Source organism: Bacillus sp. FSL R9-9410 (assembly GCF_038050385.1).
GTDB lineage: Bacteria > Bacillota > Bacilli > Bacillales > Bacillaceae_G > Bacillus_A > Bacillus_A cereus_U.
Genome location: NZ_JBBOTV010000001.1, coordinates 3736912 through 3752499 on the forward strand (window position 1 = coordinate 3736912; position 15588 = coordinate 3752499).

The following is a 15588-nucleotide window of genomic DNA, read 5'->3' on the forward strand; positions in this document are numbered from 1 at the left end:
GTTTTCGATTAAGTATTATTTATCCCTATCACCCAAAATAGAAAAAAGATATCTCTGCTATCTAAATGTAATTCCACATTCATGAGATTAACTCTCCCTCCTATTTTTTCTATCCTTTAACCAACTATAAGAAGAATGCGATTATATACTTGAAATGCAACAAATCCTCTTTAAAAGCCTATACGGATTTTCCCTCCATCTTCTATATGCTTCCGTAAATAATAATACTTATGGAGTTCTATAATCATATAAAACAAAACAAACGAAAACACTGTGCATGCAGACATAAATACAATTGCCCCCATCTGTTGTGTTGCAATGCTAAGAATTATATTAGCAATTAACTGCCCCGATCCCGCTGCAATAGCTGCTACTTTTACACCACCAGTTCCTTTCGATGATTTTGATTTTTTTCTTGGTTCCTGAAGTTTTTCAATATTATTTTTATAAAAATAATACAAAGCAAAACCATACAAACCAAATGAAAGAATAAAATAGATGGGAGTTTGTAATTGTAACACTTCATAAGCATATTTTTGAGTTATAACCAATAATCCGACTGAACATATAGTGCCATATACTCCTCGAAATAGAGTGTATTGTAATTGTCGTTTCCGAGGATTGATAGCAATCCATATCGCCCACAGATTTAAAAAAACAACTGGAGGAGTTACTATATATACATAGAGTAATCGAAAAGGATTCGCAAAAGCGGGTAACAGAATAAATATGTCTGCTCCCACAAGAACAAGGGCAATTATTTGGAATCTTATTTCATTTACAGGATAAACAGCCATATAGTGTTCAAAAGCTTTCTTATTAAAATTTATATTTTTTTTCATGTTAATTAAACCACCCCGCTACTGTTGACCAAGTTTTTTTCGCACCCGTTTTCACCATATCTTTAATACTATCATCTTCACCATCACCATCTAAATCAACATCCCATTTCACACCTTCTGTGAAATATGTTAGTCCTACTGAAACCGCAAATCCAGCTGCGGCAACCGCTAGAACTGGTGCTGCTGGGAGGGCGGCAACTGTAAGAGCCGTTGCCCCTACGGTTACTGCTCCTCCTACAACAACATTACCAATAATATCCCCTGCGATTTTATCATTTGATTCATTATTTTTGATATTCTCACTTGTATCCGTATATGAGTCTATAGCCACACTAAACCATCCAAGTTTATCCTTTAAAGCCATTTTAGACGCACTTAGCGCACTTCCATTTTTTATAAGAGCATCTATTTCTTTTATCGTCTTGCTAGCAGTTCCATTTGTCATTTTTGCCGCGACATCATCTACATAATAAATCTTATAATCCCTATATTTCCCATTAATTTTTTTATTTCCCTTAAAATCGGAATATTCTCTTACAAGGACGCGTTGTGCTCTTCTGTCCAAATCGTATGTTACCTTATAACCATTAATTACTTTATTAGCCTTTTCTATTACTGCCGCTGCACTTGTAAGTGTTCCGAATATATTCCCCGGTCCATCCAATGGTGCATTCCAACTGAATCCAGTCATACCTAAAAATGAATCTTTTTTATCTACTTCACCAGATTCAGAATCCTTATTTAACCTTTCAACTTCACGAGCTTTATCTTCTGTAATTTTTTGAATAGGCCCCGTCCAATCCATATTCAATCCTTGTGTACTAAATGTACCGCTGACAACACTAAATCTCTTCCCACTTTGAACTTCCGCAAGACCTGCAGCAATGCTAGTTGCTAATTGAATTGCTGTACTATAATTATTACTAGAGGTCTGATTGAATTGATACAAATGATCTAGCTTTTCTTGTAGTTTTTGCCTCATAACAATAAAAAGATTTACCATGGCATCCATACCCGGCATTGGCATAGCTTGATTGACAGCTTCCATACTTGTTTTCATTCGGTCAATTTCTCGAATTTGTTCTAACACTTCTTGTTCAATAACATCAGTTGAAGCTACCTGTGATTGAAATTGACTTGGAAAGGCATTATTCTGACGGATTAGTTCTTCACATAAGTAAATAATTCCTTGCGCTAGAGGACGAAAAGTTTGTACAAAAAATGATTTTGCACTGCTATACGTTTGCCCTTGTAACACAGTATCAATTGCAAAAGCATCAATCGACTGAATCGCTTGTTCCATACCTTGAATGGTCGCCGTACATACAGCATTCATACTTTGAGTTTGGTTCTGTACTTCTCCCAAATACATATTTAAACTCATGAATTAGCCTCCTTTACTAATTGTTGTTGCTGATATGAAAGGTCGTTTTCTAAATCACTAAGATCTCGTTTCTCTTTAAACAATGTTTCTTTTTTGTTTTCCAATTCAAATGTGACTTTTCGTTCAATATGTTGTGCATCTTGATACGTATTCATAAAAAACTGGGACATTTCTCTATCACCATGCCAAGTTCCTAAAATTCGATCAAACAAACGACGATTTCGACTTCTACATTCATAAAAATCTGCTTCCGCTTGTTCTTGAGCTTGAATCGCAGATTGATTTCGGTCCTGTTCTTCAAATACACTTCGTAACTTTTGATTTACTTGATTAATTTGTTTTTCAATATCTTGACTCATCATATTCCTCCTACTATTTTACTTTACGTAGGTTGTCACATTAGCGAAAAGTGTTGTGAAGTTCGTTATCCATTCTCTCAAACTCTTGGGCTACTGAATGAATATTATCCACCGCTTGTTGAAAGGCAGTGGAAAATTGTTTCGTAAAATCTAACATTTGTTGATTCGCTTCTTGTGCTTTGGAATTAACAGATAGTGTTGTACGCGTTGCCTTTGTTATAGAACGACTGGTTGCACTTTGAATCCTATCAGAGGCTGATTCCATTTTCGTAGCAATTTGCGCTGCTGTTTGTAAATTACTTTGAAATTGTCCCATTCTTTCAAACCCTTTCTATAAGTTTTCCAAACGCATCAAAGAAATCTCATTAAATATATATCCCTATCAATATCACTCGCTGGGCACGCAATCAAATGAGCCATACAATATAAGCTGTATGGCTCATTTGAAATGATTGTTATATAGAATAAAGTGTTTTTAATTCAAACCGAAATTACGTGATAATTCTTCATCATGAGAAGCAACAGCCTCTGCAGTTTTATTAAGCTGCATATTAATTTCTTGCAATAGCTGTGCAAAGTTTTGTACTTTTGGCTTTAATTCATTGAACTGTTGATCAAAACCTTCGAAAGCACGACCTTCCCATTCTCCTCTTAATTCATTTTGTAAGTTTTGTAATTGACGTAAAATATCCTCAATTTGATTTGCACCTTGTCCATATCGAGTCGCTTTTGATTTAAGCTCCTCTGGTGACATACGAATTTGTCCAGCCATTTTCATTTCCCCTTTAATACATAATAAGCAAAATATATTTTGGTTAATTTTACTAAACATATTATACTGTATTATTTTGAACTTTTAAATATTTTATCTTTCTATTGAATATTAGAATATTATCAATTCTAATCATTAAATATTCTACTTCTTCTCGCTTTAATTGTTTCTAAAATATAGAAAAGAATCCCTAGATCAAATATCCTTTCAGCGTTAGAGATATTATTTCCGAATGTAATAATAGGTGCATTTAATCCAAATCTTTCATTCCATAGCAGCAAATGTTCCGTCGATGTGAGAAAGAGCATACACAGCGCCCTCAACACTATCTATTGGATGTAAAATTGTGTTTAATATTCCTTTAAGTTCATCTAACACCACTTCATTTTGCCCTTTTTTGTAGTTATGATATTGCCCGATAATAGGAGTATTTTCTATCTGGCGAATAAATTTTTCGTACAACTGATCCATCGCTTCTACGTTATTTTCAACAGTATCTTTAAGTTTATCAAACAACGTTTCTTCTATGTTCTTCGTTTACCTGAACTCGATTTTCTTTATCTAAAAAAGCATAATTCATTAATATACAATTTAAAAACCTCTACTTATATGTAGAGGTTTTTGTATGACGAAAAAACACGTAGTTCCATTGTTATTTTACAAACCCCAAATTCTTCCTCATCTTAAAGTGGAACAAATTTATTACTTAGAGTGTCTAATAAGTGTATTTCTAATATTAGTTGTCCAGATTGGATACAACATATCCCGTTTTACATCTATTTTTATGTATTACAAAAAAAAAAGAAAGGACTTATTATTCCCAAAAGTAAAAAACATGTATTGTAATACTACGGTTAAGTATTACAAGTTTAATACTTTCACAGGTGAACCATTACAAGTAGCAACAAAAAAGAAACACCCCAAACCGTGATTTATCAATCATATAAACGTTTTGGATGTCCTTTAACCTGTGAAATTTTAGCTGCAGTAGTATTGTTACCCTATGCCATCTTTAATTGCATTGGTATTTAGAATACCTAGACAAAATCCATATATTCTTGAAAGAGGTTGAAAATTTATGTTCGTTTTAAACAAGTTCTTTAACATTTTACATTACAAAAAGATTGTGCCTGTAGTATTACTTTCATGTGTATCACTTATAGGCTGTTCCAATAGTAACACTCAATCTGAACCACCTAAACAAACTAATCAAGCTAATCAAATTAAACAAGAAAATACAGGTAATCAATCTTTCGCTAAACTTGAAAAAGAATATGATGCTAAGCTTGGTATTTATGCACTGGACACAGGTACAAATCAAACCGTTGCTTATCATTCAGATGATCGTTTTGCATTTGCATCTACATCTAAATCATTAGCTGTGGGCGCTCTTTTACGCAAGAACTCATTAGAAGCTCTTGATCAAAGGATTACGTATACTCATGAAGATCTTTCTAATTATAATCCAATTACTGAAAAGCATGTTGATACAGGCATGACGTTAAAAGAACTTGCAGATGCTTCTGTTCGATATAGTGACAGCACAGCACATAATTTGATTCTTAAACAGTTAGGAGGGCCCTCTGAATTTGAAAAAATCTTGAGAGAAATGGGAGATACTGTTACTACTTCAGAACGATTTGAACCTGAATTAAATGAAGTGCATCCAGGAGAAACACATGATACCAGTACACCAGAAGCGATAGCTAAGACACTTCAATCATTTACATTAGGAACTGCACTCCCAATAGAAAAACGTGAACTATTAGTAGATTGGATGAAGAGAAATACAACTGGAGATAAATTGATTCGTGCGGGCGTACCAAAAGGATGGGAAGTAGCTGATAAAACAGGCGCGGGATCTTACGGAACAAGAAATGATATCGCAATTATTTGGCCACCAAATAAAAAGCCGATTGTTCTTGCTATACTTTCTAATCATGATAAAGAGGATGCTAAATACGATGATAAACTTATTGCAGACGCAACCAAAGTCGTGTTAAATACCTTAAAAGCTACGGAATAAAGGATAATAGGTTAAAAGTTTTCTATTTTAGGCAGGTGTTTTCATCAACTAAAAATTTAATAGTGTCCCAAAAACGAAATTTGGTGCTAACTTGTAATAAAAAGCTCATTTTTATTGTTTGGGGATAAATCGTTCTTTAAGCTTGATGGCGATTTGGTGCTATCCCTAAAACATCTGGACTTTAATAGCCAACTAAAAAATGCAAACAAAAAGACCTTTAATCAGTCGTTTTGTTTGCATTTCCTTTTTCTAAAACCACAGAAAAGATAAGTACTATAGTTAACACCATAATAAACCTTACTTCACTTCCATCACTTACAAAAAATGAATACAAAGTATAAATTAAAATTAATATCCCATAAATAACTTTGTGCAATGAACTCCCCCCTTTTTGCCGTATATATTTTAGTGTAAAAATTTAATTCAAGCCCTATATCAAAATGAAAATAAAAAGCACCTGTGATATACACAAAGTGCTTTTCTCTTGTCAATTTATCTATTTTCACTATATTTATCTATTTTCTTTTTATAACTCAAATTTCTTCGAATCGTACTTTTCTAGAGTTTGCTGCAATTCATTTTGTTCATATGGAATATGTTTATCTGTCTGTACATCTTCAACATTTTCTCCACCTGTTAATAATCTCCTGTACTTAAAAGAGTGCCCTGTTAATACTGTTTTAATCATTTTTTATTGCCCTCCTTTTGTTTGATTACTTGTATCATAAAACAAGTATCTGAAGTTGATATGTAGTTTATCTAGAGTGTATGTAAATTTAAAAAATCTCTAATAAAATGTTTATGTTGTAACGTTACCACCAAAACTAGTGCTTCAAACACCATGATTTGAAGAGACAGTAACCCATATTCTAGCTTGAATTCCCGCTACAGTTCTATATTGAGTAAAACCGGTTGATTCCTATAATATAAAAAGAGCACCACTTTTTGGATGCTCTTCGTTATAACTATATATTATTTAATTTCCTTCTTTTGTTGGTACCATTTTTCCTTCTTGAGAGTCTGTGCCCTCTGTTCTTTCAACAGTTTTTGCATGCTCTGGTTTTTCAGGGGCTCCCATTTCAAATCCAGGTTGAGAATCTGTACCTTCTTTTGTTGGTACCATTTTTCCTTCTTGAGAACCTGTACCTTCTGTTCTTTCAACAGTTTTTACGTCTCCTTTAGGAGTTGCTGGCACTGCATCTTTAGGTAAATCAAAGTTTTGTGAGAAAGACGTTGTTCCATCTGCACTCTGTGTAATTACTTGATTTGAACTATCTTCATTTGATTTTAAATTGTCCATTTTCGCATCATCTGCACCTACTGCACCTCCCGCTACCAATCCTGTACTTAAAAGTGCTCCTGCTAATAATGTTTTAATCATTTTTCATTACCTCCTGTTTATTTGTAATATTCATCAAAAAAGTATCTAGAGTTAATGTTTTAGTCATTATCTTTATCTACTTGCTTTTTGATTACATTTAGCATAAGACAAGAATCTATAGTTGATATGGACTGTATCTGGAGATTATGTAAAGAAAAATAGATGATCAATTGTATATCCTAATGGATGCTTAGACAAGATTGAAACTTTATATGAGTTTGAACAATTGAGTTCCCCTTTGTTTTTGGGTGTGAGGTTTTTAGCTGGAGTGAAGTGAGGGACTAACCTTTTCTAATTTGAAAGCAAACTTTTTATTATTAGTTTACATTCAAAACACTGTAAATAAAGATGTTAAAAATCCGCGAACAAAAAACCAAATCTCATTGATGTCCACCCCATCAGAAGTAAAGAACAGCTTGAAGATATGAAATGGGCTCTCAAACGTCATTATTCTGAACGAGACTATATACTCTTCCTTATTGGAATCCATACAGGATTATGTGTCAGCGATCTACTCCAAATTCAAACAAAAACCATCGTAAAGTTAAAACGGAAAAAGATAAAAGAATTCAAAATCAAAGAGGGGGAAACGAAGAAAGAACGCATGATTAACCTTACTTCTATTTTTGATGAAGTCTATTCGTATTCCCAAACACTAGAAAGTACCTGGTTATTTCCTTCTCGAAAAGGAGACAAACCCATTAGTAAGATCCAGGCTTATCGACAATTGCAAAAAGCCGGAGATTTTTCCGGCGTAGAGTCCATTGGGACCCACACTATGCGAAAAACCTTCGGCTATTGGTTCTATAAACAAACTAAAGATGTAGCCATGTTGCAAGAAATTTTAAATCACAGTACACCACAAATCACACTAAAATACATTGGTATCAACAAAGAAGAAAAAGATAATATTCTTGATACATTTCTTATTTAAATTTATCTAAAATCAACATAGATTTCCTTTTCCATACTGATCACACATCTTTTGTAGAGTAATAATATCAATATGTCCAAATTCAGGAGATTACTTGCAAGAATTTCGCACAAAAACCACCTTAAATCAGTATGCCACAATTATCATAAAACAAGCTAAACAGCAACGTAATCAAAAGTTATTCGAAGCATCTAGAGCAACATATGAAATTGGCAGAAAGGCAGCTATTTAGATGGAAAAGAATTCTTTTCATAAAAAAGACATGCTAAATTATAGCATGTCATCTTTTAAAGATTTCTCCCAAGACGTTTAAAGTATTTTTACTAAAAGGATATCTATAAACAAAAGCTTTATTTACATTTCTAATAACTTTTCACGTAAAACTAATTCTTCATCCGTCATGTATCCTTTATGCATTTCTTCTGTGATTTTATCGTAGTTAAAACACAACACATTTTCGTTACCTATAAATCCAATAGGGTAAAGAACACCTACATAATCAAATTCACGTTTATCTTCTGAAATAGCCATTCTTCCAATAATCATAACGCTTTGTTCCATATCTTCTAGCTTAACTACTGTTCCAATTGGTAATAGTTTCATTGATACGTTTGCCTCCTAAATATTAAATAAATTTTGCAGATTATAAATCTACTGCTTTTTCTTATTGTCTATACGTTTATAGATATACTCTACTGTAAAGTATGCAATAACATTGCAAATTAGTAACAAACCTATAAGTAAAAGTTTGTCTTCTAACCGTATAGTAGAAGAAGCCCCAATTAACAACATAAACATAATACATACAGTAAAAGACAGAATTCTATTTATTGTACGCATATCTTAATTACTCCAGTCTTATATTAATCCCGTTTTTTTGTAAATTTATCATAAAATTTCTCTTGCGCCCACCGTCCGAATTTTAAAAAACATATTAAACCTGCTCCCAAAAGAATGAGAACGATAGTTCCTAACAATTTTTCCCACCAATTGTTGGATGGAGTAATCATTAACCCTATAATAGATACAGATATTACGACATAAACTAAAATATATAATGGTTTATACGATGGAGTTTTCATATCATTTTTTCTCCTCAGGTTTTTCAAATTTAATACTACTTCCCACAGTAAAACCCTCTAAAGCAGGAACTGTTATACCAGTTTCTTTTCCAACGCTACCTTTCAAACCTATTGCGCCTAATCCCAAATCACCTTTAATTTTCAGGTCTGTACCTCCAAAAATTGGCAACCAATCTGGAAAATGTAGCATACTTACTTCTACTTCATACTTAAGTGTAGAAGCTTCCGATCCTGCTTTTAAGGAGTAATCGTCAATACCTGCTATAACTTCTCCTGAAAAAATTTTTTGAGTAACTGTAACCTCTCTATCTTTTAATTGTATGATACCTACAGGTGTGATTAAAGGAATTGTGGATTTAAATTTATATGAGTTATCTAAAATACCTGCTTCCCCTTTTACGCCAATAACTTTACTAGCAAGTGCATCTTCTTTTAAACTCTTCCAATCATAGGGTATATTCACATCCAATTTACCAGCTATAGCCTTTGTTGAAAGCTCATCAATATATCGTTCCTTAATAAGCTTATCACCATTAGAGAGGCTGCTCTTTTTTTCCATTATAGACCCTTCAGCCTCAAATCCAATTCGCTTTCCTTCTTTATCCTTTACTGATCCTTCCATGAACTTAGCATCTTCGTCTCGTGAATTTTTCTTATCCGCTTCAAGAGTTTTCTTTTCTGTAATTTTCTTTTCTGTAATTTTCTGAATAGGCGCTATCCAATCCATATTCAAACCTTGTGTACTAAACGTACCACTTACGGGACTAAAACCTTTTCCACTTTGGACTTCCACCAAACCTGTCGCAATACTAGCTGCTAATTGAATTGCTGTACTATAATTATTACTAGAGGTCTGATTGAATTGATACAAATGATCCAGCTTTTCTTGCAGTTTTTGCCTCATAACAATAAAAAGATTTACCATGGCATCCATACCCGGCATTGGCATAGCTTGATTGACAGCTTCCATACTTGTTTTCATTCGGTCAATTTCTCGAATTTGTTCTAATATCTCGTGTTCAATTACATCTGTTGAAGCTACCTGTGATTGAAATTGACTTGGAAAGGCATTGTTTTGTCGGATTAGCTCTTCACATAAGTAAATAATTCCTTGCGCTAAAGGACGAAAGGTTTGTACAAAAAATGATTTTGCACTGCTATATGTTTGCCCTTGTAACACAGTATCAACTGCAAAAGCGTCAATCGACTGAATCGCTTGTTCCATGCCTTGAATAGTAGCGATACATACAGCATTCATGCTTTGAGTTTGGCTTTGTACTTCTCCGAAATACATATTTAAACTCATGCATTGACCTCCCTTGCTAATTTTTGTTGTTGATAGGAAAGGTCGTTTTCTAAATCACTAAGGTCTCGTCTTTCTTTAAGCAACGTTTCTTTTTTGTTTTCCAATTCAAATGTGACTTTTCTTTCAACATGTTGTGCATCTTGATATGTATTCATAAGAAACTGAGACATTTCTCTATCACCATGCCAAGTTCCTAAAATTCGATCAAACAAACGATGGCTTCGACCTCTCCATTCATAAAAATCCGCTTCCGCTTGCTCCTGAATGTGAATCGCGGATTGATTTCGGTCTTGTTCTTCAAATACACTTCTTAACTTTTGATTTACTTGATTGATTTGTTTTTCAATATCTTGACTCATCATATTCCTCCTACCATTTTACCTTTATGTAGGTTGTCACATTAGCGAAAAGTATTGTGAAATTCGTTATCCATTCTCTCAAACTCTTGGGCTACTGAATGAATATTATCGACCGCTTGTTGAAAGGCAGTAGAAAATTGTTTCGTCAAGTCTAAAACTTGTTGATTAGCTTCTTGTGCTTTGGAGTTAACAGATAGTGTTGTACGCGTCGCCTTTGTTATAGAACGACTTGTTGCACTTTGAATCCTATCAGAGGCTGATCCCATTTTCGTAGCAATTTGCGTTGCTGTTTGTAAATTACTTTGAAATTGTCCCATTCTTTCAAACCCTTTCTATAAGTTTTCCAAACGCATCAAAGAAATCTCATTAAATATATATCCCTATCAATATCACTCGCGCTAGGCATGCAATCAAATGAGCCATACACTATAAGCTGTATGGCTCATTTAAAATGCTTGTTATATAGAGTATGAAAATTTTTATTTCAAACCGAAATTATGTGATAATTCTTCATCATGAGAAGCAACAGCCTCTGCAGTTTTATTAAGCTGCATATTAATCTCTTGTAATAGCTGTGCAAAGTTTTGTACCTTTGGCTTTAATTGATTGAACTGTTGGTCAAAACCTTCAAAAGCACGTCCTTCCCATTCTCCTCTTAATTCATTTTGTAAGTTTTGTAGTTGACTTAAAATGTCCTCAATTTGATTTGCACCTTGTCCATATCGAGCCGCTTTCGATTTAAGCTCCTCTGGTGACATACGAATTTGTCCAGCCATTTTCATTTCCCCTTTAATACATAATGAGCAAAATATACATTGGTTAATTTTACTAAATATATTATAAAGTATTATTTTGAACTTTTAAACATTTTATCTTTCTGTTGAATATTAGGATATTAACATTTTACTTTTTCTTACTTTAATTGTTTCTAAAATATAGAAAAGAAGCCCTAAACCAACTATCTTTTCAGCGTTAGAGATACTATTTCCGAATTTAATAATAGGTACATTTAATCCAAATCTTTCATTCCATTAATTAATCTTAATACCCAATTACCCTTTAAATATATTAAGGACAAAATATACAATCTAACATGTCATTCAAATTATAATAAAAAAATAAGGGGAATTATATGATAAGACATGCAAATATAGACAGTCGCTGACCATTAGTCTACAACCAATCCCACTCTTTACAAAAATATATCAACGTTTCGGCATAACATATCGATTTACCGACAAATTTCGCGCGCACTATCTCCTAAACTAACAACCAATCCCACACCACGTCCACCTACAAAGAAAAAAGCACCAGGTCCCCCCACTGCTTTTCCCCCACTCTAAAACAAATGACAAGCCACCTCATGCCCCTTCGCAATCTCCACCATCTTCGGTACTTCCTGTGCGCATTTTTCAGTGGCGAATTTGCAGCGCGTTCTGAATTTGCAGCCGGATGGTGAGTTGAGTGGGCTTGGAACTTCGCCTTGCAGAATGATCCGTTCTTTGCCTATGTTTGTTGGATCTGGTTCTGGCATGGATGAGAGTAGTGCTTGTGTGTATGGATGTGCCGGTTTTGTGTATAGGTCTTCACTGTCGGCAATTTCTACTATGTTTCCTAAGTACATGACTCCGATTCTGTCTGATATGTGTCTTACCATGGATAGGTCATGTGCGATGAATAAGTATGTGACTCCTGTTTCTTCTTGAATATCCTGCAGCATGTTTACGACTTGTGCTTGGACTGATACATCTAGTGCTGAGATTGGTTCGTCACATAGGATGAAGTCCGGTTTTACAGATAGTGCGCGCGCGATGCTGATACGCTGTCTTTGGCCTCCGCTAAATTCGTGCGGGTAGCGATATAGGTGTTCTTCTTTTAGGCCTACTTTTTTTAGAAGGTCTAGAATGATTTCTTTTCTTTCTTCCGCTGTGTAGGATCCGTGAATGTTCATCGGTTCGCTAATAATTTGGAATACGTTCATTGTCGGGTTTAATGATGCGTATGGGTCTTGGAAAATGATTTGCATTCTTTTTCGATATTCTTTTAGTTCACTTTCTTTTAGATCTGCGATATCTTGTCCGTCGAATAGGATGTTACCTGAAGTGACGTCGTGTAAACGAATGATGCTTCTTCCTGTCGTTGATTTTCCGCAGCCGGATTCCCCTACTAGTCCGAATGTTTCACCCTTTTTTATTGTGAAGCTAAGGTCGTCTACTGCTTTTAGTTGCTTTGTTTTTCTGCCGAATAGTCCTTTTTTAATAGGAAAATACTTTTTTAAGTTCCGAACTTCAATTAAGTTTTCTTCATGCATGGGAATCACCTACCGCCCTATCGTTTAACCAGCACATAGAGCGTCTTCCGTTTCCGATTTCAAAATAAGGTGGACGTTCTTTTTCACAAATGTCCATTTTATGTGGGCAACGCTCTGCGAATGGGCATCCTTTCGGCGGGTGTAGTAAGTTTGGTGTTACACCTTGAATTGGCGCTAGTCTTTCTTTTACTCCGTTCGATATTTTTGGCAGAGAGTTTAATAGCCCTTTCGTATACGGATGATTCGGCGATTGGAAAATATCAAGTACATGTCCTTCTTCCATAATAAGCCCGCCGTACATAACGATGACGCGTGTACAGTTTTGCGCAACAATTCCAAGATCATGTGTAATAAGAAGTAATGACATATTCGTTTCGTTTTTTAAGTTTTTCATTAAATCTAGTATTTGTGCTTGTATCGTTACATCAAGCGCTGTCGTCGGTTCGTCCGCAATGAGAAGGTCTGGGTTACAAGACATTGCCATTGCGATCATAACCCGCTGCTTCATACCACCGCTTAGTTCATGTGGATATTGTTTTATCCTTTCTTCCGGTGAAGAAAGACCAACTTGTTTTAGCAAGTTGACCGCGATATTTTGTGCTTCTCTCTTTTTCACCTTTTGATGGCGCACAATTACTTCTGTCATCTGTTTTCCAATTTCCACAACTGGATTTAATGCAGACATTGGATCTTGAGAGATGAGTGAAATTTGATTTCCTCTAATAGAGCGTAATTCTTTCTCCGATTTAGAAAGCACGTTTTCATTTTGAAAAAGAATCTCTCCTTCTTTCACTTTCCCCGGAGGCGTAACGAGAGCCATAACGGATTTCGCCATAACGCTCTTTCCGCTTCCCGATTCGCCAACAATCCCAACGACTTCACCCTTTTTCAAACTAAATGAAACGCCGCGAACAGCTTCTACTTCGCCGTCTTCTATGAAAAAAGAAGTCTTTAAGTTTTTTACTTCTAATAGTTTTTCAGACACGCTTTTCACTCCCCCTCACTTAAAGCATTAGTTCTCATGATGAGCCCCTTTTGGTGCGAAAGCTTTTTTCAACGCTTCACCGATTACGTTAAAACTTAGTACAGTTAATAAAATAAGGAACCCCGGGAAGAGTGTTAAATACCAAGCTTCACCTATGTATCCTTGCGCATTGTTTAGCATGCTGCCCCAAGAAGAATCCGGTTCTCTAATACCTAAACCTAAGAAGCTAAGTGATGATTCCATTAAAATCGATGTCGCAATTGTTAATGTCGCTGCGATAATAATGGTTGATAAAATGTTAGGAATGATATGTCTTACAATAATCATAAGTGACTTTTGTCCCGACACTTTTGCGTATAAAACGTACTCACGCTCTTTTACAGATAACGTTTCTGCCCTTACAATGCGGGCGGTGTCCATCCATGTTAGTAATCCGATAATAAGAACTAACGTCGTAATTCCTGGTTTTAAGTAAGCATTTAATAGTAGCATTAAGAAGAATGATGGAATCGACATAAGAACTTCAACAATTCGCATTAAGAAGTTGTCTAACTTTCCGCCAAAATATCCGCTAATTGTTCCTACTGCGGTCCCGATTGTAATGGAAACAACCATCGCTAGAAAACCCACCGCAAGGGAAACTCGTCCGCCATATAACGCTCTCGTTAAGTAATCCCTTCCGTAATCGTCTGTGCCGAAAGGATGACTTAAACTCGGTTCTTGTAAACGATCTGGAATCGACATTTTGCTAGGATCATACGGTGATATGAATGCGAAAAGAGACGCGATTGTTAAAACACCAAGTATAATAACTCCCATTACTACAAACTTATTTTTTGTAAAACTATTTTTTATCGTTTGAAATCTCCTATTGTTCATTCCAAATCACCCCCTCATTCGAATGCGCGGATCTACTACGCCATATAAAATATCAGCAATTAAATTACCGAGAATTAACATGAACGATGATAATAATGTGATTGCCATAATAATTGGATAATCAAATCTAAAAATGGCATTCACCCCGAGTGAACCGAGTCCCGGCCATGAGAATACTGTTTCCGTAATGAACGCTCCGCCTACTAAACTCGGAATGGATAATCCGAAAATTGTAATGATTGGTATTAATACGTTTCGAAGTACGTGATTAAATAAAACTGTTTTCTTTGAAGCACCGTACGCATATTGAATTTGTACGTAATCTTCTTCTAATTGCTGAATTGTGCTTGAGCGAATATATCTCATATAGACAGAGATGTTTTGGAACGCTAGCACTATGCAAGGTAAAATGCCGTGCTGGACAATATCCCAGAAGGAATCTTGACCGACTGTGCGCATACCCATACTCGGAAGCATGTTCAACTTTAAAGAGAACAAGTAGATTAATAGTAACGCGAACCAAAAGACTGGCATTGAGATTCCCACATAGGAGATGAAGTTCACGGTGCGATCAAAGAACGAATTCTTTTTCACCCCTGTAAATAGTCCGAGCGGTATTGCGATTACAAATGAGACGAGTAAAGATGATCCCATTAATCCGATTGTTGCGGGTAATCTTTCTGTGATAAGTTCTAAAACAGGACGATGGTTTTGAAGTGAGTATCCAAAATTCCCTGTTAAAATATTTTTTAACCATAAAAAATATTGCACGTAAATCGGCTGATCTAGTCCTAAACTTTTGCGAATACGCTCGACATCAATTGGACTCATATTCGGCGTTACAAAGTTTCGAACGGGATCGCCCGGCGCTAGTTTTATTAATAGAAAAGAAATAATAGAAATAACAAATAAAAGCGGAATTGCATTTAAAAGCCTCTTTGCAATTACTTTATACACAAACTTCCCCC

At 35.0% G+C, this 15588-nt stretch carries 20 protein-coding genes and 2 pseudogenes; 2 read left to right on the top strand and 20 right to left on the bottom strand.

Annotation, left to right across the window (positions count from 1 at the left end):
- Positions 1 to 170: 170 nt before the first annotated feature.
- The 6 genes and pseudogenes from MKX77_RS19455 to MKX77_RS19480 form a co-directional block, all read right to left on the bottom strand.
- Positions 171 to 842 carry a hypothetical protein gene (locus tag MKX77_RS19455; RefSeq protein ID WP_341307542.1) on the bottom strand — a complete coding sequence of 224 codons (672 nt, stop codon included), beginning with the start codon at positions 840 to 842 and terminating at the stop codon, positions 171 to 173.
- 1 nt (position 843) lies between these two features.
- Positions 844 to 2226, bottom strand: a complete 1383-nt coding sequence (locus MKX77_RS19460) for a T7SS effector LXG polymorphic toxin (RefSeq protein ID WP_341307543.1) — start codon at positions 2224 to 2226, stop codon at positions 844 to 846.
- A complete protein-coding gene (locus MKX77_RS19465; RefSeq protein WP_002201591.1) occupies positions 2223 to 2585 on the bottom strand; it encodes a DUF3958 family protein in 363 nt (120 codons plus the stop codon). Before MKX77_RS19465 ends, MKX77_RS19460 begins: the two co-directional genes overlap by 4 nt.
- A 40-nt stretch (positions 2586 to 2625) precedes the next feature.
- Positions 2626 to 2901, bottom strand: coding sequence for a TIGR04197 family type VII secretion effector (locus tag MKX77_RS19470; RefSeq protein WP_241138885.1), 276 nt, complete (start codon positions 2899 to 2901; stop codon positions 2626 to 2628).
- Positions 2902 to 3060: 159 nt separating this feature from the next.
- On the bottom strand, positions 3061 to 3357 hold the full coding sequence (locus MKX77_RS19475; RefSeq protein WP_000918597.1) for a WXG100 family type VII secretion target: 297 nt from the start codon (positions 3355 to 3357) through the stop codon (positions 3061 to 3063).
- A gap of 267 nt (positions 3358 to 3624) precedes the next feature.
- Positions 3625 to 3894: pseudogene (locus MKX77_RS19480) on the bottom strand (hypothetical protein); the annotation flags it as partial.
- A gap of 541 nt (positions 3895 to 4435) precedes the next feature.
- On the opposite strand from MKX77_RS19480, the gene blaIII reads away from it, so the two are divergent.
- A complete protein-coding gene (gene blaIII / locus MKX77_RS19485; protein WP_002016516.1) occupies positions 4436 to 5383 on the top strand; it encodes a class A beta-lactamase BlaIII in 948 nt (315 codons plus the stop codon).
- Between the two features lie 217 nt (positions 5384 to 5600).
- Here blaIII and MKX77_RS19490 read toward each other — a convergent pair whose 3' ends face one another.
- The 3 genes from MKX77_RS19490 to MKX77_RS19500 form a co-directional block, all read right to left on the bottom strand.
- Positions 5601 to 5759, bottom strand: coding sequence for a hypothetical protein (locus tag MKX77_RS19490; protein ID WP_002087303.1), 159 nt, complete (start codon positions 5757 to 5759; stop codon positions 5601 to 5603).
- A gap of 150 nt (positions 5760 to 5909) precedes the next feature.
- The gene (locus tag MKX77_RS19495; protein WP_171903091.1) at positions 5910 to 6071 is read right to left on the bottom strand and encodes a hypothetical protein; all 162 of its coding nucleotides are present in this window, start codon (positions 6069 to 6071) and stop codon (positions 5910 to 5912) included.
- Between the two features lie 288 nt (positions 6072 to 6359).
- Positions 6360 to 6764, bottom strand: a complete 405-nt coding sequence (locus tag MKX77_RS19500; protein WP_341307544.1) for an alpha-ketoglutarate permease — start codon at positions 6762 to 6764, stop codon at positions 6360 to 6362.
- A gap of 382 nt (positions 6765 to 7146) precedes the next feature.
- On the opposite strand from MKX77_RS19500, the gene MKX77_RS19505 reads away from it, so the two are divergent.
- Complete coding sequence (locus MKX77_RS19505; protein WP_341307982.1) at positions 7147 to 7698, top strand: tyrosine-type recombinase/integrase; 552 nt, start codon at positions 7147 to 7149, stop codon at positions 7696 to 7698.
- Between the two features lie 354 nt (positions 7699 to 8052).
- Here MKX77_RS19505 and MKX77_RS19510 read toward each other — a convergent pair whose 3' ends face one another.
- The 11 genes and pseudogenes from MKX77_RS19510 to MKX77_RS19560 all read right to left on the bottom strand — a co-directional run bounded on the left by MKX77_RS19510 (position 8053) and on the right by MKX77_RS19560 (position 15577).
- Positions 8053 to 8301, bottom strand: a complete 249-nt coding sequence (locus MKX77_RS19510; RefSeq protein ID WP_000771621.1) for a DUF4176 domain-containing protein — start codon at positions 8299 to 8301, stop codon at positions 8053 to 8055.
- 260 nt (positions 8302 to 8561) lie between these two features.
- Positions 8562 to 8780, bottom strand: a complete 219-nt coding sequence (locus tag MKX77_RS19515) for a hypothetical protein (protein WP_000856866.1) — start codon at positions 8778 to 8780, stop codon at positions 8562 to 8564.
- A 1-nt stretch (position 8781) separates the two neighbouring features.
- Positions 8782 to 10086 carry a T7SS effector LXG polymorphic toxin gene (locus tag MKX77_RS19520; RefSeq protein WP_341307545.1) on the bottom strand — a complete coding sequence of 435 codons (1305 nt, stop codon included), beginning with the start codon at positions 10084 to 10086 and terminating at the stop codon, positions 8782 to 8784.
- Positions 10083 to 10445 carry a DUF3958 family protein gene (locus MKX77_RS19525; RefSeq protein WP_002166286.1) on the bottom strand — a complete coding sequence of 121 codons (363 nt, stop codon included), beginning with the start codon at positions 10443 to 10445 and terminating at the stop codon, positions 10083 to 10085. The genes MKX77_RS19520 and MKX77_RS19525 overlap by 4 nt, the downstream gene beginning before the upstream one ends.
- 41 nt (positions 10446 to 10486) lie before the next feature.
- Positions 10487 to 10762: a TIGR04197 family type VII secretion effector gene (locus MKX77_RS19530; protein WP_341307546.1), complete on the bottom strand. Its 276-nt coding sequence runs from the start codon at positions 10760 to 10762 to the stop codon at positions 10487 to 10489.
- Between the two features lie 162 nt (positions 10763 to 10924).
- Positions 10925 to 11221 carry a WXG100 family type VII secretion target gene (locus MKX77_RS19535; protein WP_227593424.1) on the bottom strand — a complete coding sequence of 99 codons (297 nt, stop codon included), beginning with the start codon at positions 11219 to 11221 and terminating at the stop codon, positions 10925 to 10927.
- A gap of 111 nt (positions 11222 to 11332) precedes the next feature.
- Positions 11333 to 11476, bottom strand: a pseudogene (locus MKX77_RS19540) (ABC transporter ATP-binding protein); the annotation flags it as partial.
- A gap of 308 nt (positions 11477 to 11784) precedes the next feature.
- Complete coding sequence (locus MKX77_RS19545) at positions 11785 to 12756, bottom strand: ABC transporter ATP-binding protein (RefSeq protein WP_341307547.1); 972 nt, start codon at positions 12754 to 12756, stop codon at positions 11785 to 11787.
- Entirely contained in the window at positions 12749 to 13741 is a 993-nt protein-coding gene (locus MKX77_RS19550; protein WP_341307548.1) for an ABC transporter ATP-binding protein, read from the bottom strand. The genes MKX77_RS19545 and MKX77_RS19550 overlap by 8 nt, the downstream gene beginning before the upstream one ends.
- A 27-nt stretch (positions 13742 to 13768) precedes the next feature.
- Positions 13769 to 14620, bottom strand: a complete 852-nt coding sequence (locus MKX77_RS19555; RefSeq protein ID WP_002140566.1) for an ABC transporter permease — start codon at positions 14618 to 14620, stop codon at positions 13769 to 13771.
- A 6-nt stretch (positions 14621 to 14626) separates the two neighbouring features.
- A complete protein-coding gene (locus MKX77_RS19560) occupies positions 14627 to 15577 on the bottom strand; it encodes an ABC transporter permease (protein WP_341307549.1) in 951 nt (316 codons plus the stop codon).
- Between the last annotated feature and the right edge of the window lie 11 nt (positions 15578 to 15588).

Coding starts and splice junctions, on each gene's coding strand:
- MKX77_RS19555 (WP_002140566.1), bottom strand. CDS start 14,620: ATGAACAATAGGAGATTTCAAACGATAAAAAATAGTTTTACAAAAAAT.
- MKX77_RS19465 (WP_002201591.1), bottom strand. CDS start 2,585: ATGAGTCAAGATATTGAAAAACAAATTAATCAAGTAAATCAAAAGTTA.
- MKX77_RS19530 (WP_341307546.1), bottom strand. CDS start 10,762: ATGGGACAATTTCAAAGTAATTTACAAACAGCAACGCAAATTGCTACG.
- MKX77_RS19510 (WP_000771621.1), bottom strand. CDS start 8,301: ATGAAACTATTACCAATTGGAACAGTAGTTAAGCTAGAAGATATGGAA.
- MKX77_RS19460 (WP_341307543.1), bottom strand. CDS start 2,226: ATGAGTTTAAATATGTATTTGGGAGAAGTACAGAACCAAACTCAAAGT.
- blaIII (WP_002016516.1), top strand. CDS start 4,436: ATGTTCGTTTTAAACAAGTTCTTTAACATTTTACATTACAAAAAGATT.
- MKX77_RS19475 (WP_000918597.1), bottom strand. CDS start 3,357: ATGGCTGGACAAATTCGTATGTCACCAGAGGAGCTTAAATCAAAAGCG.
- MKX77_RS19525 (WP_002166286.1), bottom strand. CDS start 10,445: ATGAGTCAAGATATTGAAAAACAAATCAATCAAGTAAATCAAAAGTTA.
- MKX77_RS19520 (WP_341307545.1), bottom strand. CDS start 10,086: ATGAGTTTAAATATGTATTTCGGAGAAGTACAAAGCCAAACTCAAAGC.
- MKX77_RS19535 (WP_227593424.1), bottom strand. CDS start 11,221: ATGGCTGGACAAATTCGTATGTCACCAGAGGAGCTTAAATCGAAAGCG.
- MKX77_RS19495 (WP_171903091.1), bottom strand. CDS start 6,071: ATGATTAAAACAGTATTAACAGGGCACTCTTTTAAGTACAGGAGATTA.
- MKX77_RS19515 (WP_000856866.1), bottom strand. CDS start 8,780: ATGAAAACTCCATCGTATAAACCATTATATATTTTAGTTTATGTCGTA.
- MKX77_RS19470 (WP_241138885.1), bottom strand. CDS start 2,901: ATGGGACAATTTCAAAGTAATTTACAAACAGCAGCGCAAATTGCTACG.
- MKX77_RS19545 (WP_341307547.1), bottom strand. CDS start 12,756: ATGCATGAAGAAAACTTAATTGAAGTTCGGAACTTAAAAAAGTATTTT.
- MKX77_RS19500 (WP_341307544.1), bottom strand. CDS start 6,764: ATGATTAAAACATTATTAGCAGGAGCACTTTTAAGTACAGGATTGGTA.
- MKX77_RS19455 (WP_341307542.1), bottom strand. CDS start 842: ATGAAAAAAAATATAAATTTTAATAAGAAAGCTTTTGAACACTATATG.